Raw genomic sequence first — 20,346 nt, forward strand, 5'->3', positions numbered from 1 at the left:
ACGGGCGGGGCGCGGGCAGTCGTGATCGGCGGGCGGGATACCGTCGCAGACATGAGGATCGCGATTGTCGGCGGTGGAATCAGTGGTCTCGTCGCGGCCTACCGGCTGCGCACGCGGTTGGGCGCCGACGCCGACATCGTGGTGCTCGACCGCGCCGAACGGCTGGGCGGCATTCTCTACACCGGCGACGTCGGCGGGGAACCGCTGGATCTGGGGGCGGAGGCGTTCGTCGGGCGCAGGCCCGAGGTGCCCGCCCTGCTGGGCGAACTCGGCCTGACGGATCAGCTCGTGACGCCCGCAGGCCGACGTCCGCTGGTGTGGGCAGGCGGCGAGGCGCATCCGCTGCCGTCGGGCACCCTCATGGGCATTCCCTCCGACGCCGAATCGATGCGCGGCCTGGTCGACGTCGACACGCTGGCCCGCATCGCCGCCGAACCCGACCGCGCTCTCACCTGGTACCCGGACGCCGACCTGGACGTGTACAGCCTGGTCGCCGACCGTTTCGGCGCCCAGGTCGCCGAGCGCAGCGTGGACCCGCTGCTGGGCGGTGTGTACGCGGGCAGCTCGCGCTCCATCGGCGTGCGCGCCGCACTGCCCGGTGTCGCCGCCGCCCTCGACGCGGGCGCGCCGAGTCTCACCCACGCCGTCGCGGCCGCGCTGCCGCCGCCGTCCGACGCCCCGGTGTTCGGCGGCATCCGCGACGGGTACCGGGTGCTGCTCGACGCGCTGGCCGACGCGGCGGCCGCACGGTTCGTCACCGCGACGCCGGCCACCCGGCTCGCGCGCGCCTCCCGCGGCTGGGTGCTCGACCCCCTCGGGCTCGTCGACGCCGTCGTGCTGGCCACCCCGGCGCCGGTCACCGCCCGGCTGCTCCGCTACGTCGCGCCCGAGGCGGCGGACGCGGCCGCCGGGATCGAACTGTCCTCCTCCGTCGTCGTCGCGCTGTCGCTGCCGAGGGACACCGCGCTACCGGACAACTCCGGCATCCTGGTCGCCACCGGAGAGTCCTTGCGCGCCAAGGCCTTCACTCTCTCCAGTCGCAAATGGCCGCATCTCGCCGAGCGTGAGACGGCGCTGGTGCGCGCCTCGTTCGGCAAGTTCGGCGACGCCGCGCCGCTGTCCTGGTCCGACGCCGACCTGATCGCCGCCGCGACCGAGGACCTGGCCACGGTCACGGGCGCCGTCATCGACCCGGTCGAAGCGATCGTGCAGCGCTGGCCGGGCGGCCTGGCCCAGTACGCCGTCGGCCACGTCGACCGCATCGCCGAGATCGAGTCCGCCACAGCCGAACTCGACGGGATCGCGCTGGCGGGCGCGTACCTGCACGGCGTCGGCGTCCCGGCCTGCGTCGCTTCCGGGGAAACCGCCGCACGCCGCATCGCCGAGTCCCTGTCCGCGCCCGCGCCGTCCTAGGCGTGCCCCACGCGGCGGAGCGTCCCGGTCGCAGTGGCACGATAGGAATCATGGCGCGACTCGACTATCAAGCTCTCAACTCCACGATCCGTTACCTGATGTTCTCGGTGTTCCAGGTGGAGCCGGGTGTGCTTGGCGAGGACCGCGAGGCGGCCGTCAAGGAGGCGCGCGCGTTCTTCGACGGACTGGCCGAGCGCGACGTGGTGGTGCGCGGCATCTACGACGTGGCGGGCATGCGCGCCGACGCCGACTTCATGATCTGGACGCACGCCGAGCGCGTGGAGGACCTGCAGGCCGCGTACGCGGACTTCCGCAGGACCACCGAGCTGGGCCGGGCCAGCGCCCCGGTGTGGAGCAACGTCGCGCTGCATCGCCCCGCGGAGTTCAACAAGAGCCACATCCCGGCCTTCCTGGCCGGCGAGGACCCGGGCAACTACATCTGCGTCTACCCGTTCGTGCGGTCCTACGAGTGGTACCTGCTGCCCGACGAGGATCGCCGCAAGATGCTGGCCGACCACGGCAAGGCCGCCCGCGGCTACCCCGACGTGCGCGCCAACACCGTGAGCTCGTTCGCGCTCGGCGACTACGAGTGGATTCTCGCTTTCGAGGCGCCGGAACTGCACCGGATCGTGGATCTCATGCGCGATCTGCGCGCCACCGAAGCGCGGCTGCACGTCCGCGAAGAGGTGCCGTTCTTCACCGGCCCGCGGGTGGAGGTCGACAAGCTCATCGCGGCGCTGCCTTGATCGAAAAGCTGCCCTGATCGAAAAACACCCTGCATGCCCCGGGTTTTCGGGGCATGCTGGGCGTGTCGACGGGCCCGTATTCTGCGCTGAGCGTTCGGTCGGCTATCCGGCTGCGCTGTCCGAGGGGTGCAGCCGCAGTGAGATGGAGTTGATGCAATAGCGCTGGTCGGTGGGTGTGGGATACCCCTCGCCCTCGAACACGTGGCCGAGGTGGCTGTGGCAATTCGCGCACAGCACTTCGACCCGGTGCATACCCAGCGAATCGTCGGGAAGCAGGATCACCGCGTCCGACTTGGCCGGATCGAAGAACGACGGCCAGCCGCAGTGCGACTCGAATTTCTCTGTGCTGCGGAATAATTCGGCGTCGCAGGCGCGGCAGCTGTACACGCCCTCGGTCTTGGTGTCGGTGTACTCCCCGGTGAAGGGACGTTCGGTCGCGGCCTCGCGCAGCACCGCGTACTCCTCGGGGTTCAGCTTGGCCCGCCACTGCTGCGGCGTCAGCTGGAGTCGTGGCGCGGGTAAAGACGTTTCGGCGTCGGAACTCATTGCTCCACGCTAATACGTTTCTCCTCCACGGGCTCCGAACCATTGCGTGACGTGGGCGAATCCGGAAGCGGACCGGTCGCGGGCGTGACGGGCTCGGCGCTGTCGCGGCTGTCCGGCGCGTTCTTCATCCAGACGGGGTCGATGCCGAACGGCAGGCGGCCTTCGCGCCGGGCGGCCAGGTACCGGTCGCCGAGCACGCAGAACGCCACGATGAGCAGCAGGCTCCAGCCGAACGTGATACGCAGGTATTCGAGGTTGCGTCCCAGGCTCTGAAAGCGGTCCGACAGCCACTTGTCGTAGGACATGAATCCGAAGATCGCCAGCCAGGCGGGCCAGTTGCGCAGAACGGAATTGCGCAGCACCACCGTCATCAGGAATGGGAACAGCATCATCGAGTAGTACATCTGGCCCAGACCGGACAGCAGGAACTCCGCGGTGAGCAGTACGCCGGACGCCGTGGTGACGAAGAACAGCTCGTCGTCGCGGTAGTACCGGTAGAGCAGCCACAGCGAGATCGCGACCAGGGCGGCCATCGTCAGGCGGATACCCCAGGTCAGCGCGTCCGGCAGGCCGTAGTAGGCGGCGTTGCCCGCGATCGCGCTGTTGAAGTAGTCCCTGGTCTCCAGGATGTAGGGGAGCGTTCTGCTGAAGAACTGCTCGGGGTCCTTCAGCAGCGGCCAGGCGGCCGCGGTGAACGCCACCGGCACGCCGATGGCGGTGAGGAAAACCTTCCACTGTCCGCGCGCCGCCGCGATCAGCACCAGCGGCGCCAGCGTGGGTTTCACCGTGATGCTCACTCCGAGTACGGCGCCCGCCCACAGATCGCGCCGCGCTAGCAACAAGTGCAGGAACAGCAGCTCGGCCAGCAGGATGCAGCCGTTCACGTTGGTGAAGACCAGCGTGTTGATGACCGTCTCGGACATGAACATGGCCAGCAGCAGCGCGGGCGCGGCCACGGACTTCACCGAGTACTTGAACAGCCGCAGCAGCAGGTACCAGGCCAGCAGAATGGCGGCGGCGTTGATCAGGATGAACAGCCAGCGCGATTTCTCGGGATCGATCAGCGCGATGGGTGCAATGAGCAGCGTGCCGCCCGGCGGGTAGAGGTAGTGCGGGTCGACGGAGTCGAAGTTGGCGGTGTATACCGGGCGGCCGTTGAGGAAGGCCAGCGAAGCGTTGTAAACCGGCTTGTAGTCGTCGGTGATGAACCCGTTGACAGCCTTGATGAATACCCTATTCAGCACCGTCATGACCGCGAGGGGCCAGAGTGCGAACTTGATCACCTCGGCGGTGGTGCGAGCGGTGCGGGGCTCGAGCTGTCGAAGTAACACTGGGGCACGGTACACCGGATCGGCGGCGCGCAGGTTGCCGGGATATGTCTCGGCGTGCCTGGCTCGCCCATGTGAAACGGCTATGAAGCCCCCGGTCAGGCGGGGCAGGCGCTGCCGTCCTGCGGCAGCCGCGCCTCTTTCAGATAGTCCAGCAGCAGACGCTGCGCGCATCCCGAATGGGTGAACACCGGATGCCCCCAGCCCTGCCAGTTCACCGACGCGTGCCGCGCGCCCGCCGCGCCGAGCGCGCCCGTCACCGATGCCTGACCGCCGTTGCCCACCACCGGGTCGGCGATGCCGCCGAGCACCAGCACCGGAAGGGTGAACTTCTCCGGCAGCGGCGGGGCGCCCGCGACCGGCCACGCCGAGCAGTCCATCAGCGCGATCGCCGCGTTCCTGCCGAACACCGGATACTTCTGCCCCCACGTGTCCATCAGCTCGGCGGCCTTGGTCGGGGTCGGCGGCTGCTGGATGTCGGTGCAGCGGTTGACGAACTGGCCGTCGCTCGCGGTGGCGGCCGATTCCCGCAGCACCAGGTTGCCCAGCGCGGTGCGGTCGCCGCGACCGGCCGCCGAGAGCGCGTCGGCCAGTTCGGCGATCCGATTAGCCTGGTCCGCGCGCGGACCGCCGAGGAAACCGCTGATCGTGGTGAGCAGCGCGTTGGCGGAGATGTCGCCGAGCCCGCCCTGGCCCGCCCGGCGCACCAGGTCGGTGATCGCCGCGCGTGGATCGGGACCGAGCGAGCAGCCGAGCCCGACGCAGCGTTGGGCGAACGCCGTGAGCGCCGCCTCCGCGCCCTGCAGGCGCTGATCCTCGGCGGTCACGGCGTCGGCGCCCGCGGCTTCGGGGGAGTCGAGCACCAACCGGGCCAGGTGATCGCCGAACTTGCGCGCGTAGCTGAGCGCGACCCGCGCGCCGTTGCCCGTGCCGAGCAGGTCGATGTGCTCGACCTGCCATTGCTTGCGTAGCTGTTCGATGTCGTCGGCCGCGTGCGGCGCGTCGAAGGTGCCCTCGTACGGCTGCAGGAAATCGCGGCAGGAGATGGTCGCCTCGCGGCTCAGCGCGGCCACCGCCTGCACCGGATCCGCCGCGCCGGGGCCGAACTGGGCGTTGTCGGCCAGACCACGCCGGATGTCGGGCGGCAGACAATCGATCGGCTGCGAGGTGCCGAGGCCGCGCCGGTCCACCGCGACGATCGGACGCGCGCTGAGCAGCGAGCTCGCCGGTCCGACGGCCAGGCCGGCCAGTGTCGCGGTGGAGGAGCGGTCCGTGCCCGAGGTGAGGACCAGCGGCGCGACATCGGCCGGTGTCTGCGCGAGCCGGGCCCGCATCGCACCGGTGCGGAAACTGCCGAGCACGTTGCCGCCCGCATCGATCGGCGTGGAGTACTCCGCGCAGTCCAGCACCAGACCGTCGGGCGCCGGTCCGAGGCCGAGCAGATCGAGGGTCGGTTTGGTGCAATCGCGCCAGCTCAGGTCGGTCTTGGGCAGCTCGGCCACGGGCGGAGGGGGCGGCGTCGACACCGACGGCTCGCCGCCGCCGACGGCCGGGTGCTCGACCGCGACGACGGGACGATCGGACGGGCCCGCACCGCATCCGGCGATCATCATCGACAATGCCGAGGCCAGCACGGCGGCTCGAGTCCAGCGCATGCGCTACAGCCTGCCAGGTTCGGACGCGCGTTTCATCGACGGGCCCACCGGGTCAGGATCGTGCCGTCCTTGTCGAGCAGGATGTGCCTGCGCTCCATCGGCATTCGGAACTCGTGCGCGGACAGCGAGATTCGCCGCGCCGTGCCGCCGACCAGCACCGGCGCGGTGGTCAGGCACAGCTCGTCGATCGCGTCCGCCTCCAGCAGTTCGCCGAACAGGTGCGGGCCGCCCTCGCACAGCACACGCGTGAGCCCGCGTTCCGCCAGCGCGGCCAGCAGACCCTTCGGCGTCACCGCGACGCCACCCGCCTCGATCACCACGCCGCCCGCCTCGGCCAGCGCTTGCTTGCGATCTGCGGGCGCGGTGCTGGTGGTGATGATCAGCGGCGGCACCGCGGTGTCGGTGAACAGACGGCAGCCCGGTTCGAGCGCGGCGCTCGCGGTGACCACCGCGATCGGCGGCGGCGCGCCGTCCCGGTGCCCGCCGAGCCCGCGGTCGTAGAGCGCCCTGCGGCGGGTGGCGCTGGTGCGCGCGCCGCCGTAGTTCTCGGTGCGGACGGTGCCCGCGCCGACCAGCACCACGTCGGCGAGTTCGCGCAGGAGCATGAAGACTGTCTTGTCGGCCGGGGTGCCGAGGCCTGCCGTCACGTCGTCGCTGGTCGCGGCGCCGTCGATGCTGGCGACGAAATTCGCCCGCACCCAGGGCGCGTCGAGTTCGAGGGGGTAGGCGTAGAGCTCGGCCAGTTCGTCCCGGCTCAGCTCTGTGAGCTGGATCGCATTGTGGATACGCTGCATGAAGTCAGATCACACCACGTCATTAGGCTTCGTCCATGCAAGAACGCCTTGTCGATCGCCATCCGGAGGTTCCGGCGGACCAGCTCGTCGCTCAAATGGTGCCGCCGCCCATGTTCGACGAGGTCAGTTTCGCTTCCTACATCCCGGATCCCAAGGAGCCCAGCCAGGCCGCGGCCGTGCGCAAGGCCGAGGAGTTCTCGGGGCAGGTGGCCAAGATCCACAAGGCCGCGAGCAAGAAGGGGCTGTTCGGCAAGAAGAAGCCGGTCAGCGGCGCGGGCCTGTACCTCGACGGCGGCTTCGGCGTCGGCAAGACGCACCTGCTGGCCTCGATCTTCCACAGCGCGCCCACGCCGAAATCCTTCGGCACCTTCGGCGAGCTGACCAACCTGGTCGGCGCGCTCGGCTTCAACAACGCCGTGGAGCGGCTCGCGGGCAACAGCGTGCTCTGCATCGACGAGTTCGAGCTCGACGATCCGGGCGACACCATGCTGGTCTCGCGCCTGCTGACCGAGCTGTCCGCCCGCGGCGTCTCGATCGCCGCCACCTCCAACACGCTGCCCGGCCAGCTGGGCGAGGGGCGTTTCGCCGCACAGGATTTCATGCGCGAGATCAAGAAGCTCGGCGCGATCTTCGAGGCCGTGCGCGTCGACGGCCCCGACTACCGGCACCGCGACCTGCCGCCTGCGCCGGAGCCGACCTCGGCCGAGGAGCTCTACGAACGGGCCTCCGCCACACCAGGTTCCACGCTCGACGACTTCGACGACCTGCTGAAGCACCTGAGCACGCTGCACCCCTCCAAGTACGGCGCGCTGATCTCCGGACTCTCGGCGGTGTTCATCTCCGGCGTGCACCCTGTGACCGACCAGGCCGTCGCGCTGCGCGTCGTGGTGCTGGCCGACCGCCTCTACGACGCCAGCGTCCCGGTCACCGTCTCGGGCGCCAAACTGGACGAGATCTTCTCCCAGGAGATGCTCGACGGTGGCTACCGGAAGAAGTACCTGCGCGCCATCTCGCGCCTGCTCGCGCTGTCCCGCTTCGAGGCCGCTCCGGCCTAGGCAGTCCGCACGAATCGCCCGCCGGACCTCGGCGGGCGCCAGGAAGGGAGCCCGACGACGTGACCCCGGATCGCGCGCTGCGCGCTTCGATCACCGCTGCCACCGGCTTGGCCCTCGTGTTCGGCCCGGTGGCGGGCGTCGCCATGGCCGACCCGGCCGTCGCCGTCGACACCGCGTTCGACCGTTCCGTCGGCCTCCAGACTGTCCAGAACGCCAGGGACGTGGGCGGTTACCGCACCGTCGACGGTCGCCTCGTACGCACCGGACTGGTGTACCGCACCGGCCAGCTCGACAAGGCGACCCCTGCCGGCTTAGCCGTGCTCGGCGAGCGCGGCGTCCGGGTCGTCGACGATCTGCGCACCGGCTACGAGCGGGCGGTCGCCCCCGACCGCGTCCCCGCGGGCGCCGTCGAGAACTGGGACGACGTCATCGGCCATGCTCCGCCGCAGGCGCTGATCACCACCCTCACCGGCGGCGACGACCTCTATCGCGCCTTCGTCACCGCCCCGGGCGCGAGCGCGGCCTTCGCCGCGGTGTTGCGCGACGTCATCGAGACCCGCGACGGCGCCGTGCTCTACCACTGCACCGCGGGCAAGGACCGCACCGGATGGGCCACGGCCGTGCTGCTGACCCTGCTCGGCGTCGACCGCGCCACGGTCACCGAGGACTACCTGCTGTCCAACCGGTACCGCAACGCCGGTCCGGACGACCCGCTCAACGGCGTGCGAGCCGAGTGGCTGGACGCCGCGTTCGATCAGGTGAACCGGACCTACGGCGGCTTCGACGCCTATGCGCGCGAGGGCCTCGGCCTCACCGACGCCGACCTCGCGGCCCTGAAGACCAAGATGCTGGCCTGAGCGTTCGCCTGCCGCGCCGGTTCACGACCTGTGCTCGGCGTACCACCGGTCGACCAGGGCGGGCAGCTCCTTGCCCAGCCAGACGAAGAACTCGTGAATGTCGAGGACCCGCGCGGCCTGTTCGCTGCGCGGGTCGTCGAACAGGGCGAGCCCGCGCGCGGTCATCGCGGTCAGGTCGGTGTACTGGCTGCTCTGCGCGCGGATGAGCTCCGGCATGATGCCGGGCCGGATCGAGTAGTAGTCCTTGCGGTCGCCGGGTTTGGAGCTCTTGTCGACCCAGCGCATGGTGGTCAACTGCTTGAGCGAGTTGGAGATCGAGCCCTTGGACGCCTGCAGCGCCTCGGCGATCTGGGCGAAGGTCTGCTCGGGCGGATCGCAGATCAGCAGCCAGCCCGCCGCGCGACCGGTCATCCGGACCAGACCCATGCGTTCGAGCACGAGCGCGAAATCCTCGACGAAGGCCAACTGTTCGGGAGTGGGCGCCGCCTGGTCGTGTTCCGTGCTGGTCATCGGTCGAGTATCCCTTTCGTGCGGAAGAAACGGGAAAACGGGGCGGGCCGTGTCGGCCCGCCCCGTGCGGTGCGGTTACACCGCCAGGTCGCGGCGCTCGAAGAGGGCCAGCGCTGCGGCGACCGCCACGGCCGCCAGCGCCACCAGCACCGCGAGGTGGCCGAGGTCGGCCCCGTTCACCAGCGGCGAGTGGCCGTTCGCGTAGTAGAACGGCGAGAGCCTGCGCAGCCATTCGCCCCCGTCGAACATCCCGCCGAGGTTGTTGGCCAGGTAGCCCGCGACCGCGACCAGCGCCGCGAAACCCAGTGTCAGCGACCGCTTTCCGGTCGCCGCACCGAACAGCAGGGTGATCGCCCCGATCAGCAGAGACAGCAGACCCAGGCCCGCGCTCGCGGCCACGATGTGCCCGGCGGCGATGTCCAAGCCGCCGCTGTTCGCGCCCGCCAGAACGCTCAACGTGAGCACCGAGGTGACCACCGCGATCTGCACCGCCAGCGCCGCGAACCGCTGCGCCAGCAGGCTCTTCCGGTCGACCGGCTGGGCGAGCAGCAGATCGAGCATGCCGTTCTCCTCCTGCGTCACCGACCGGGTGGCGAAGGTGACCGCGAAGATCACCATGAGCAGCAGTCCCATCAGCGAGAACACCGTGGCGTTGAGATAGCCGGTGGCGCTGGCGAAATCGCTGAGCCCCATGGCCTCGTACATCGTGTTCTGCGCGATGTCGAGCGAGCCCTGGTCGCGCAGCGACTGGTAGGACGGCAGATACATCATCGGGACGACGGCGAGGCCGATCGACCAGCCGATCAGACCGCGACGCTGTTCCTTCAGCGTCTGGGTGAAGACCGAGCGTGACATGTTCGAGTTCTCCTGTGCGAGTGATTGTTTCGTCTGGTCGGCTCAGCGGCCGTAGAGGCTGAAGAAGATCTGCTCCAGGTCCGGTTCGGTGGACAGCACGCTCACCAGCCGGTATTTGGCCGCCTTTTTGAACAGCTCGTCGACCTCGCCCTCGGTGGTGCAGCGCACCGTCCTGTCGGTCACCGACAGGTCGCGCACGCCGGGCAGGCCGGCGAAGTCGTCGGCGAACACGTCCTCGTCGAAGACCAGTTCCACCGCGCGTGGGGAGCGGCGGCGCAGATCCTCGACGTTCTCGGTGCCGAGCAGCTTGCCCGCCCGCATGATCACGGCGCGGTCGGCGGTCTGCTGCACCTCGCTCAGGATGTGCGAGGACATGAAGACCGTCTGGCCGTTCGCCTTCGCCTCGCTCACCAAGCCCAGAAAGCGTTGTTGCAGCAACGGATCCAGGCCGGAGGTGGGTTCGTCCAGGATCAGCAGGTGCGGCCGGTGCATGAACGCGGCGATGATGCCGACCTTCTGCTTGTTGCCTTTGGACATCGCGCCGACCTTCCTGGACAGGTCGAGGTCGAGCAGGTCGGCCAGTTCGGTGATCCGGCCCGGCTCGACGGCGCCGCGCTGGTCGGCGAGGAAGCCGAGCAGATCACCGGCGGTGTTGCGGCCCTCGATCTCCAGTTCGCCGGGCAGGTAGCCGATGTGCGCGCGCAGTTCGGCTCCGCCGACGCGGGGATCCATGCCGAGCACCTCGACGCGGCCCGCGGTGGGGCGGATCAGGTCGAGCAGGATCCGGATGGTGGTGGACTTGCCCGCGCCGTTGGGGCCGAGGAAACCGAACACCTCGCCCTGGGCGACCTCCAGGTCGAGGTCGGTGAGTGCGACGTGCTTGCCATAGCGCTTGGTGAGGCCTTCGGCCAGGATCGCGGCGGACATGATGCTCCTTCGAGGTTTCCATCTCGTCGAGTTCTGTAAGAACTGATGAGTTCAGTAAAGACTGAACATATAGAACATGTCAACCCTAGGGGCGACGCTGGCTACGATCCGGGCTATGTCGAAGTTCAAGACCTGGGACGGGCTGGAGCTCAGCTACCGCGTGTGGGAGGGCGACGGCCGCACGGTGGTGCTGCAGCACGGTGTCGTCGCCGACACCAACGCCAACTGGATGAGCATGGGTGTGGTGGCCGCGCTGCAAGCCGCAGGACACCGGGTCGTCTCGCTCGACGCGCGCGGCCACGGGCGCTCGGAGAAGCCGCACGACGCGGCGCGGTATTCGTGGGACGCCATGGCCCGTGACGTGCGCGCGCTCTACGACGAACTCGGCCTGGAAGACGTCGCGCAGGTGGGCTATTCGATGGGCGGGGTGATCTCGCTGCTGGTCGCCGCGGCCGACGAGCGGGTCGCGAAACTCGCTGTGGGCGGCATCGGTTCGGGCGTGATCGACTGCGGCGGCGTCGACAGGAGGGTGGTGGAGCCGGAGGCGATTCTGCTGGCGATGAACGGCGACGGTGCCGGCGCGCCCCCGGTGGCCAGGATGTTCCGCGTTCTCGCCGACGCCGTTCGTGCCGACCTGGCTGCAATCCGGGCCGTCGTCGTGGGTTTGGACGACCGCCCGATCGCCGGCCTGGACGACATCACCGTTCCCGCGCTGGTGCTGGCAGGCTCCGGGGATCCGTTCGCCGCCGAACCCGACCGTCTCGCCGCCGCGTTGCCGGACGGTCGCTCCGTCGTCGTGCCCGGCGACCACATGCTGGCCGTGATGCATGCCGAGTTCAAGGCCGCCCTGGTCGAATTCGTGCGGTGACCGGCCCTTCGCGCGATCAGAAGACCAGGCGCATCACGTAATCGTCGTGGAGCTGATGGCCGACGGGGAAGGTCTTGGTGCCGACGACCTCGAAGCCGTGTTTGGCATAGAAGCGCTGCGCGCGAGTGTTCGCCTGATTGACGCCGAGCCACACGCCCGCGTAGCCGCCCTCGCGCGCGTGCTCGAGCGCGGCGAGCATGAGCGCCGTCGACACCCCGGTGCCGTGGTGGCCGGGTAGCACGTACATCTTGCTGATCTCGACCACGGGGCGCAGGTCGACCGCCCTCGCCACCTCCGGGTCGGCGGGCTCGCCCGCGTGCAGCATCGCGTACCCGACGATGTCGCCACCCGCCACCGCCTTGAGCACGATCCGTTCGGGATCGGTCAGGTATTCGCCGAATCGTTCGCCGGACAGTGCCTCGGTCAGGTAGATCTCGATGTCGTCCGCGGTGGCGCCGGGCGGGCAGGCGAGCGGAAAGGTCACGGCCGCAACGTCACTGAGGGCTTCGGCGTCCCACAAACCGGCCCGGTCCACGATGACTGGGATGTTGCTCATACGTCCAGTAGAGCACGGTCACGCCGCCGCGGTACCGGCGATCCGTACTCACGCCGTCCGGTGTGGTGCGTCGGCCACCGGTCTTCGGGGGCGTTTCTCGCGCCTGTCGGCCGAAGGGAGGGGCGCGGCCGACGGCCCTGGTGATCAGGAGCGACAGTGGCCGAACCTCGTGGCCCGTGCCACTATCGAAGGGGCGCAACATAACTCGCGACTGGGGAAGGCCATTCGATCATGAGACAGCTGCCACCGGACTTCTTTCGTACGCCGTATGCCTTCTACGAGCAGCTCCGGGCCGAGGGCCCGGTGCATCAGATCCAACTGCGCACGGGGGTGCGCGCCTGGGTGATCGTCGACTACGACGCGGCGCGCGAGGCGCTGCGCAATCCGACGATCCGCAAGGACCCGCACACCGACACCGGCGCAGAGGCCCGCCGCGAGAGTGCGGGCGAGAGCGGCGTCCGGGCCGTGAACGCCCGCCTCAGCCACCACCTGCTCAACATGGATCCGCCGCAGCACGCCCGCCTGCGCAAGCTGGTGGTGCCCGCGTTCGCCCCCGCCCGTATCGAGGCGCTCACCTCGCGCATCACCGCCATCACCGACGAGCTGCTCGACGGTCTCGCGCGGGCGGAGGGGCCGGTGGATCTGATGGCGGAGTTCGCGTTCCCGCTGCCCATCACCGTGATCTGCGAAATGCTCGGCGTGCCGACCGGCGACCGCGCCCAGTTCAAGGAATGGTCGGCGGTGGTCTCCGACATCACGCTGGCCGACCCGGTGCGGATGCGCTCGGCCACCGAAGCCGTCGTGGCGTACTTCGAGGACCTGCTCGCCCGTCGCCGCGCGGAGGGCCCTGGGGCCGATCTGTTCTCGGACCTCGTCACCGCGGGCGGTGCGGAAGACCGGCTCACCGACGACGAGATCATCTCCATGGCTTTCCTCATCCTCATCGCGGGCCACGAGACCACGGTCAACCTGATCGGCAACACGATGCTCACCCTGCTGTCCGATCCGTCGAGGTACGCGGCGCTGCGGGAGGATCTGGACAGGGTGCCCGCGTTGGTCGAGGAGATGCTGCGCTTCGAGGGCCCGGTCAACATGGCGACGCTGCGCTACACGACGGTGCCCACCGTCATCGGCGAGACCGAGGTCCCGGCCGGGGAACTCGTCCTGGTGGCGCTGGGTTCGGCCAACCACGACGAGAAACACTTCGTCGCGCCGGAGAACTTCGACGCCGAACGAAACCCCAACGGCCACCTCGCTTTCGGACACGGCATCCACTTCTGCCTCGGCGCGGGGCTGGCCAGGCTGGAGGCGCGCATCGCGATCTCGCGGATGCTGGACCGCTATCCGGACCTGCGGCTCGCGGTGGACGCCGACGAGATCCTGTGGCGGGAGAGCGTCCTGTTCCGCGGTGTGCAGGATCTGCCGGTCGAGGTGACCAAAGCGCCCGCGCTGCGCTGATTTCCGTCCCGCGGTTCGCCGGGCCGGATCATCCACAGGCCGCCGTTTCTCCACAGCGCCGCCGACGAGGGTTCCGGGGACCGCGCGGGTGTGCCAGGCTGAGCTCGGCGCACCCGCACGGACACCCCGGGAGGAGGACCGATGAGTCGAGGGCACGCATCGACGGAGTACCCGCCGGGCCCGGCGCTGCCTGCGTTCGCGCAGACCTATCTCTACCTCCGGCACCGCGCCGACCTGCTGCCTGTACTGCGCCGCCGCTACGGCGAGGTCTTCTCGCTGCGCATTCCGCCGTTCGCCGACCGGCTGGTGGTGTTCTCCCGTCCCGAGCATCTGAAGGAGATCTTCGCGGGCGACCCGCGCGATATGCACGCGGGAGAGGCCAACAACATCCTCCGCCCGGTGATGGGCCCGCATTCGGTGTTGCTGACCGACGAGGCCGAGCACGCCAGGGCGCGCAAACTGCTGATGCCCGCGTTCAACGGCGCCCCGCTGCGCGGCTATCGGGAACTGGTGTCCGAGATCGCCGCGGCGGAGACCGGACGCTGGCGGCCGGGGTCGACCGTGGTCACGCTGGACCGGATGAACGCGCTGACCCTCGAGGTGATCATGCGGGTGGTCTTCGGTGTCACCGACGAACGCACCCGCGCGGAGCTGGCGCCGCGACTGCACCGCATCGTGACCGTCGGTCCGCTGCAATACGCGGGGCTGCGCATGCCACGGTTGCAGCGATTCTGGCCGTGGCGGTCCTTCCGCGAAACCCTCCGCGCCATCGACGACCTGCTCTACCGCGAGATCGCCGAGCGCCGCGCGGCGCCCGATCTGGCCGACCGCGCCGACGTGCTCTCCCGTCTGCTCCAGGTCGGCGGCGAAGCGCCGTCGACGGACGCGGAACTGCGCGATCAGCTGGTCACCCTGCTGCTGGCCGGACACGAGACCACGGCGGCCGCGCTGTCCTGGGCGCTCTACGAGCTCGCCGCCGACCCCGCTCTCCAGCAGGGGACGTACGAAGCCGCGCGCGCCGACGACGACAAGGCCGTGGAGGCCGTGCTGAAGGAGGCCATGCGCCTGCACACGGTGATCCCCGGCGCAGTGCGCAAACTCACGAAGGAGACCACCATCGGCGAATGGCGGCTGCCCGTCGGCACCACCGTCAGCTGCTCGATCGTCCTCGCGCACCGTCGCGCGGAGAACTTTCCCGACGTCGCGACGTTCCGCCCGGCCCGGTTCCTGGACGGTGAGGTCGAGCCGAACACGTGGCTGCCGTTCGGCGGCGGCGTGCGCCGCTGCCTAGGCGCCGGGTTCGCGCTCATGGAAGGGACGGCGGTGCTGCGCGAGATTCTCACCCGGCACACGCTGGCCCCGGCCGACCCGCGACCCGAGCGCGGGCGGGTGCGCAACATCACCACCGTGCCGCGCGGAAAGGCCAGAATCATGGTCACTCCGCGCGAGATCCGATGAATCTGTGCCCGCGAGCTTTACCGCGCGCCGCGGGCGGGTAATCTCGGTGGCCATGACGAGCGGGAACCGCATCGCGATCGTAGGCGCGGGCATTGCAGGCCTGTCCTCCGCGAAGGTGTTGAGCCGAGAAGGTTTTCCGGTCGAGGTGTTCGACCGTGCGCCCGATGTCGGTGGTGTCTGGAGTGCGACCAGGCGTTATCCCGGGTTGCGCACGCTGAACAGTAAGTACACCTACCGCTTCTCGGACTACGCCATGCCCGAGGACTACCCGCGGGTGCCCGACGGCGCGCAGATGCAGGCCTACCTGGAGGGATACGTGCACCAGTTCGGGCTGCGCGAGAACCTCCGGCTCGGCACCGAGGTGGTGGCCGCCGATCCGGTGGACAGCGGCTGGCTGCTGGAGATCCGCGACGAGACGGGCGTGCATCGCACCTCCTGCGATCACCTGGTCGTGGCCAACGGTGTGTTCAGCGAACCCGAGATGCCCGACTATCGCGGCGCTGAGACCTATCTCGCGCGCGGCGGACAGCTCTATCACTCCTCGGAGTTCCTCGACATCGAGCAGGCGCGCGGGAAGTCCGTGCTGGTGGTCGGGTACGGCCAGTCCGCCTGCGACATCGCCGAGGCTGTCAGCCACGTCGCGGCCGCGACCACGGTGGTGGCTCGTCGTTTGCTGTGGAAGATGCCCCGCAAACTCAGCACCGGTCTGGACTTCGAGCGGCTGTTCCTCACCCGGCTCGGTGAAGCGCACTTCCGCTATCACAGCCCGCGCGGCTTCGAACGCTTCCTGCACGGCGCCGGGCACAGCTTCCGCGACACCGATTTCGACGTGCTCCAGGAACTCGCCACCAAGAAGCTGGGCCTGCGCGACCTGGATCTGGTCCCGGAGGGCCGCTTCGAGGAGATCGCCCAGAGCACCGCGAGCATCGCCACCGAGGGATTCTTCGAGCAGGTCCGCGACGGGCGGATCACCGTGCTGCGCGACACCACCGTCACCGAGCTGTCCGGCACACCCGCCGGTTGTGCCGTGTGGCTGTCCGACGGTCAGGTCGTCCCCGCCGACATCGTGGTGTGCGCCACCGGCTTCCAGCAGCGGGTGCCGTTCCTGACCCCGTACATCCAGCGCAGGCTCACCGACGACGACGGCAATTTCCGCCTCTACCGGCACATTCTGCCGACCGAGGTGCCGAACCTGACCTTCGCGGGCTACAACTCCTCGCTGCTCGGCGCGCTGAGCGCCGAGGTCGGCGCGCACTGGACCGCCGCGCTGCTGCGCGGCCGTCTCGCGCTGCCGTCGCCGGAGGAGCGCAGCGAGCAGATCGACACGCGCCTGCAATGGATGTCGGCGGGCACCGGCGGTCACCACGCGCACGGCACGACCATCACGCCGTTCGCCCTGCACAACATCGACGAGATGCTGGCCGACCTGAAGCTCCGACTACCGCTGGGCACCCGGCTCGCCCAGTGGTTCCGGCCCGTGAAACCGGCCGCGTACCGCGGGCTCTGGGAGCGCGGACAGCGCCCGGCGGAGCCGACTCCACCCGAACCGCCCGCCGAGGTGGCCCCGGCTCCGGCGGAGACACGCCCGGCCACCGCCGAGATGTATCCGCCGACGGCCGAAATGCACCCGGCGACAGCCGAAGTTCGCCCGGCGACAGCCGAAGTTCGCCCGGGGTCGGCCGAAGTTCATCTGGGGTCGGCCGAAGTTCATCTGGGGTCGGCCGAGGTTCACCCGGGGTCGGCCGAGGTTCACCCGGGGCCGGCCGGGGTTCGCCCGGGGTCGGCTGAAACGCACCCGGCACCAGCTGGAAGGTACCCAGCGGGGTGGCGCGACCGATACCCGTCGCAGAGGTGACGCCGAGGGCTCGCGGATTGTCACCGGCGCAACGCCAACGCCCTGATCTTGCGTCTGTGATAATCCGCGAGTGGATGCCCTCGACCTGAATCTGCTGGTTGCCCTGGATGCGCTGCTCGACACGAACAGCGTCACCAAGGCTGCCGAACGCCTGGGCACCTCGACCCCCGCCATGAGCCGGACGCTCGCCCGGTTGCGCCGGACGCTGGACGACCCGCTGCTGGTCCGGGCCGGGCGAAACCTGGTTCCGACACCGCGCGCCCTCGAATTGCGTTACGAGGTCTCCGCGTTGGTCGAACGCGGGCGCGCGCTGCTCGACATTCGCACGGAGGCCGACCCCGCCGGTCTGCGGCGCGGCTTCACCGTGCAGGCCGACGACACGGTCCGTGCCCATCTCGCCGCCCCGCTGCTGGCCGCCGTGCGGCGCCGGGCTCCCGGCGTCACCGTGCATTTCCTGCCCGACGGTCCCGAGGCCACGGCGGGGTTGCGTGAGGGGCGCGCCGACATCGCCGTCGGCGTCCTGGAACGCGGCGATCCCGAGATCACCGTGCAGCGTGTGCTCGGGGATCGTCTCGTCGGCGTCGCCGCGCCGGACCATCCGCTGATCACCGACCGGGTCACCGTGGCCGCCTACGCCGCCGCGGCCCACCTCGCGATCTCCCGGCAGGGTCGCCCCCGCGGCCCGATAGACGACCGGCTGGCCCTGCACGGCCGCACCCGCCGGGTGGTGGCGATCGTCCCCGATCTCAGTACCGCGCTGTTGGCGGTGCGCTCCGGCGAACTCGTCTGTCCCGCGCCCGCTCGGTTGACCCGCGACGCGTTGCAGGCCATGGGACTGCGCGCCTTCGACATTCCGCTGCCGCTGCCGGAGGTGACGGTCGGCATGGCGTGGCATCCGCGCAACACCGCCGACAGCGGGCATCGCTGGTTGCGCGAAACGATCCGCGCGCTGCTCGCCCCGCCGGATCGGAGCGACACCGAGTGACTACTGCGCGGAGGGGTCGCCCGGCGGACTGCTGAGGGGCCTGCCGAAAGGGCCCGCCGGGTTGCGCTTGAGTTCGTCGAGCATGGCCTGGAGCTTGTCGACGTGCGAATTGTCGTCGATGGTCGCGTGGTGCTGGGTGGGCGTGGCGGCCTGCTCGTCGCGCGGCGTGGTCAGGGTGGTGTCGGCGCGGCTGGTGAGCGTCGGCGCCTCCAGGCGGCCGTTCAGCCGCGGCGCGGTGTCGACGACAGGCGTGCCGACGGTGCCGAAGCCCAGTCGCTCCTGCGGTGTTTCGGTCCGCGGCGCGATCTCCACGGGCTCGGCGTGCGCGTTCGAGACCGGTTCGGGCGCGGCGTCGTAGGGTGCGCCACGCGAGACGTTGGGCTCGACCCAATCGTGCAGCGCGGGCGGGACGGCGCCGGGGTCCCTGCGCGGCAACGAGTTCGGCGCAGGCGTCTGCTGCTCGACGCGCGCCACGATGGCGGCCGCTTCGAGACTGTCGGTGCGCGGTGACTCGGGGGCGGCCTCCGGGCGCGGCGACGCGGGCGGTCGAAGGCGCTCGGCGCGAGGAGCTTCGGGGCGCGGAGTCTCGGCGTGAGAGGTCTCGGCTCGCAGGTTTTCGGAGCGCGGGGCTTCGGCGCGAGGAGCGTCGGTGCGCAGGTTTTCGGGGCGGGAGCTCTCGGTGCGCGGGGTTTCGAGGCGGGAGTTCTCGGTGCGCGGGGTTTCGAGGCGGGAGTTCTCGGCGCGCGGGGTTTCGAGGCGGGAGTTCTCGGTGCGGGGGGCCTCGAGGCGAGAAGTCTCGGCGCGCGGGGTTTCGGTGCGTAGGGTTTCGGCGCGTAAGGATTCCGGCCGCGGCTCTTCGAGACGCGTCGTCGGCGCGGCCGGTGCGCGGCGTGCGGCGCGGGGCAGTGGCGCGGCCTCGGTGCGTCCGACGGACGCGCCGGACGTCACGCCGTCCAGCCGCGTCTCCAGCGTCGAGACATTCTGCTCGGTTCGAAAGGCCCAGGCCTCCAGCTTCTTCAGGCGCGCCTCGACGCCGTTGTCCTCGCCGACCCGGGCGGCGACACTGTCGAGTTTGTCGCTCACCTCGCGCAGGAGCTCCGCGATGCCCGACAAGATCGCGCCGACCGACTCGGCGCCCTGCTGGCCGTGCTCCATACGTACCCTCTTCCCCGTCGATGCCCGAACTGCGCGTGGCCTGGCGATTCTATCCACAGCCTTTCCGAGGTGCGGGGCGAGCACCGCCCGCGCGGCTCCGGCGGCGGGCGGACGATCCGGCGCGCCCGGCCGCGTCGCCGAATTGGCGGCAAAAATCAATCACCCGAAACTTCTGTGTCGTTTCTCGCGCATGTCGCTGCGAAATCCCTTGTGACGCAGCGCACATCGCCTGATGGGAGGTGTCGCGCCGACGGCGGCGCACCCGAGCGCGGGGTAAAGGGGGCTGGCGGGCGGCCGAAGATAGGCGCACTCTTGATCTATGGAGTAGGTCGAGAGACCGTGCGGTGTTGGGCAGGGGAGTGATCGCGTGAGAACGACGCAGCGCGTGGAGCAGGCTTGCGGACGTCGGGCGATGCTCGCCGAATTGGGCATCGCCGAGGTGCCGGACGAGGTCCGCACCGCGGTGGGCGATCGATCCCGGTACAGCTGCCGTTGCCCGGGATGCGCAGACGCCCAATGGGATATCCAGCGACTCAAGTACTGGCTGTGCGGCAGGCTGGTGGCGTTCGGCGCCGACGAGGCCGATGTGGATCGGCGCGTCGGCGGCATCCGCGTCGACATTCTGTGGCGGATCGGCGAGCGGACCTACGCCATCGAGGTGCGCGGTGGCCCGCTGGACCGGACGCTCGCCCACGAACACACGGCCCGGCTGCGCGCGGCGGGATGCGACGGCGTGCTGTGGCTGTGCCAGCCCGGCTACTGGGTGGCCCACCTGCCTGCGCTCGGCATGGCCGACTTCGCCCCTCCCGCCTGCGATTACCTGATCGACGTGGGCATGCTGGACGCCGAGCACAGCGCGGTCGCGGTGCCGCGGCGCGAGCGGTTCGAGTTGCGCGAGTTCCTGCGCGGCTGGGTGTCCGGCGAGATCGCCTGGGGTTTTCGCGACGAGATGACGGGAGGATGGGCCACCGTGACCGACTGGGAGCATCACACGAGAACGCAGGCCGCGGTGATCGCCCGGCAGCGGCAGGAACTCGTCAACCAGCGCACCTCCCTTGCGCTGTCCCGGAAGTCGGTCAGGGACAAGCAGAAACAGGTGATGAAGCTGACCGCGCGGCTGGAACGCGCCGAACACGACGCGCAGGCGCAGGCGGACGCGCTGGCCGAGGTGAATCGCAAGCTGGCCGACCACCACCGGGTGGACAACAGCCTGCGCGCCACCATCGCCGGGCTCCAGCAGACCGTGAGCCACTGGCAGTTGATCACCTACTGCGCGATGTTGCTGATCGTGACATTCCTCGCGGCGGCCATGGTGGTGCGCTGAG

General features: G+C 69.9%; 19 protein-coding genes. 10 read left to right on the forward strand and 9 right to left on the reverse strand.

Features of this window, described 5'->3' with window-relative positions; translation table 11 throughout:
• Positions 1-51: 51 nt before the first annotated feature.
• Positions 52-1,413: a protoporphyrinogen oxidase gene (locus AC3EO7_RS27115; protein ID WP_435592741.1), complete on the forward strand. Its 1,362-nt coding sequence runs from the start codon at positions 52-54 to the stop codon at positions 1,411-1,413.
• A gap of 50 nt (positions 1,414-1,463) precedes the next feature.
• The gene (gene hemQ, locus AC3EO7_RS27120) at positions 1,464-2,159 is read left to right on the forward strand and encodes a hydrogen peroxide-dependent heme synthase (protein WP_431970912.1); all 696 of its coding nucleotides are present in this window, start codon (positions 1,464-1,466) and stop codon (positions 2,157-2,159) included.
• A 102-nt stretch (positions 2,160-2,261) separates the two neighbouring features.
• Here the strand turns inward: hemQ and msrB are convergent, their stop codons facing one another.
• The 4 genes from msrB to AC3EO7_RS27140 all read right to left on the reverse strand — a co-directional run bounded on the left by msrB (position 2,262) and on the right by AC3EO7_RS27140 (position 6,482).
• Positions 2,262-2,705 carry a peptide-methionine (R)-S-oxide reductase MsrB gene (gene msrB / locus AC3EO7_RS27125; protein WP_357400618.1) on the reverse strand — a complete coding sequence of 148 codons (444 nt, stop codon included), beginning with the start codon at positions 2,703-2,705 and terminating at the stop codon, positions 2,262-2,264.
• Positions 2,702-4,036, reverse strand: coding sequence for a glycosyltransferase family 87 protein (locus AC3EO7_RS27130; RefSeq protein WP_435592742.1), 1,335 nt, complete (start codon positions 4,034-4,036; stop codon positions 2,702-2,704). The genes msrB and AC3EO7_RS27130 overlap by 4 nt, the downstream gene beginning before the upstream one ends.
• A 95-nt stretch (positions 4,037-4,131) precedes the next feature.
• Positions 4,132-5,688, reverse strand: a complete 1,557-nt coding sequence (locus AC3EO7_RS27135; protein ID WP_435592743.1) for an alpha/beta hydrolase — start codon at positions 5,686-5,688, stop codon at positions 4,132-4,134.
• A gap of 32 nt (positions 5,689-5,720) precedes the next feature.
• On the reverse strand, positions 5,721-6,482 hold the full coding sequence (locus AC3EO7_RS27140) for a pyrimidine reductase family protein (protein ID WP_431970916.1): 762 nt from the start codon (positions 6,480-6,482) through the stop codon (positions 5,721-5,723).
• A 35-nt stretch (positions 6,483-6,517) separates the two neighbouring features.
• Between AC3EO7_RS27140 and zapE the strand changes: the two genes are divergently transcribed.
• Both zapE and AC3EO7_RS27150 read left to right on the forward strand, forming a co-directional pair.
• Positions 6,518-7,537, forward strand: a complete 1,020-nt coding sequence (gene zapE / locus AC3EO7_RS27145; protein WP_431970917.1) for a cell division protein ZapE — start codon at positions 6,518-6,520, stop codon at positions 7,535-7,537.
• A 59-nt stretch (positions 7,538-7,596) separates the two neighbouring features.
• The gene (locus AC3EO7_RS27150; protein ID WP_435592744.1) at positions 7,597-8,394 is read left to right on the forward strand and encodes a tyrosine-protein phosphatase; all 798 of its coding nucleotides are present in this window, start codon (positions 7,597-7,599) and stop codon (positions 8,392-8,394) included.
• Between the two features lie 21 nt (positions 8,395-8,415).
• Here AC3EO7_RS27150 and AC3EO7_RS27155 read toward each other — a convergent pair whose 3' ends face one another.
• From AC3EO7_RS27155 to AC3EO7_RS27165, 3 genes are all read right to left on the reverse strand, one after another.
• The gene (locus tag AC3EO7_RS27155) at positions 8,416-8,904 is read right to left on the reverse strand and encodes a GbsR/MarR family transcriptional regulator (RefSeq protein WP_431970919.1); all 489 of its coding nucleotides are present in this window, start codon (positions 8,902-8,904) and stop codon (positions 8,416-8,418) included.
• 75 nt (positions 8,905-8,979) lie between these two features.
• Positions 8,980-9,759 (reverse strand): DUF2705 family protein, encoded by a 780-nt coding sequence (locus tag AC3EO7_RS27160; RefSeq protein WP_435592745.1) that lies wholly within the window; start codon positions 9,757-9,759, stop codon positions 8,980-8,982.
• A 42-nt stretch (positions 9,760-9,801) separates the two neighbouring features.
• Complete coding sequence (locus tag AC3EO7_RS27165; protein ID WP_431970921.1) at positions 9,802-10,686, reverse strand: ABC transporter ATP-binding protein; 885 nt, start codon at positions 10,684-10,686, stop codon at positions 9,802-9,804.
• Between the two features lie 115 nt (positions 10,687-10,801).
• Here AC3EO7_RS27165 and AC3EO7_RS27170 point away from each other — a divergent pair, with 115 nt between their 5' ends.
• Positions 10,802-11,554 carry an alpha/beta fold hydrolase gene (locus AC3EO7_RS27170; protein ID WP_431970922.1) on the forward strand — a complete coding sequence of 251 codons (753 nt, stop codon included), beginning with the start codon at positions 10,802-10,804 and terminating at the stop codon, positions 11,552-11,554.
• 16 nt (positions 11,555-11,570) lie between these two features.
• On the opposite strand, the gene AC3EO7_RS27175 is transcribed toward AC3EO7_RS27170, so the two are convergent.
• Entirely contained in the window at positions 11,571-12,110 is a 540-nt protein-coding gene (locus tag AC3EO7_RS27175) for a GNAT family N-acetyltransferase (RefSeq protein ID WP_431970923.1), read from the reverse strand.
• Between the two features lie 231 nt (positions 12,111-12,341).
• Between AC3EO7_RS27175 and AC3EO7_RS27180 the strand changes: the two genes are divergently transcribed.
• From AC3EO7_RS27180 to AC3EO7_RS27195, 4 genes are all read left to right on the forward strand, one after another.
• On the forward strand, positions 12,342-13,568 hold the full coding sequence (locus AC3EO7_RS27180) for a cytochrome P450 family protein (protein ID WP_431970924.1): 1,227 nt from the start codon (positions 12,342-12,344) through the stop codon (positions 13,566-13,568).
• Positions 13,569-13,709: 141 nt separating this feature from the next.
• A complete protein-coding gene (locus tag AC3EO7_RS27185) occupies positions 13,710-15,026 on the forward strand; it encodes a cytochrome P450 (RefSeq protein ID WP_435592746.1) in 1,317 nt (438 codons plus the stop codon).
• A 52-nt stretch (positions 15,027-15,078) separates the two neighbouring features.
• Positions 15,079-16,881, forward strand: coding sequence for a flavin-containing monooxygenase (locus tag AC3EO7_RS27190; RefSeq protein ID WP_435592747.1), 1,803 nt, complete (start codon positions 15,079-15,081; stop codon positions 16,879-16,881).
• 70 nt (positions 16,882-16,951) lie between these two features.
• Positions 16,952-17,866 carry a LysR family transcriptional regulator gene (locus AC3EO7_RS27195; RefSeq protein WP_431970927.1) on the forward strand — a complete coding sequence of 305 codons (915 nt, stop codon included), beginning with the start codon at positions 16,952-16,954 and terminating at the stop codon, positions 17,864-17,866.
• Here the strand turns inward: AC3EO7_RS27195 and AC3EO7_RS27200 are convergent, their stop codons facing one another.
• Positions 17,867-19,021 carry a hypothetical protein gene (locus AC3EO7_RS27200; protein ID WP_435592748.1) on the reverse strand — a complete coding sequence of 385 codons (1,155 nt, stop codon included), beginning with the start codon at positions 19,019-19,021 and terminating at the stop codon, positions 17,867-17,869.
• 367 nt (positions 19,022-19,388) lie between these two features.
• Here AC3EO7_RS27200 and AC3EO7_RS27205 point away from each other — a divergent pair, with 367 nt between their 5' ends.
• Complete coding sequence (locus tag AC3EO7_RS27205) at positions 19,389-20,345, forward strand: hypothetical protein (protein ID WP_431970929.1); 957 nt, start codon at positions 19,389-19,391, stop codon at positions 20,343-20,345.
• Position 20,346: the final 1 nt, after the last annotated feature.

Source organism: Nocardia sp. bgisy118 (assembly GCF_057708605.1).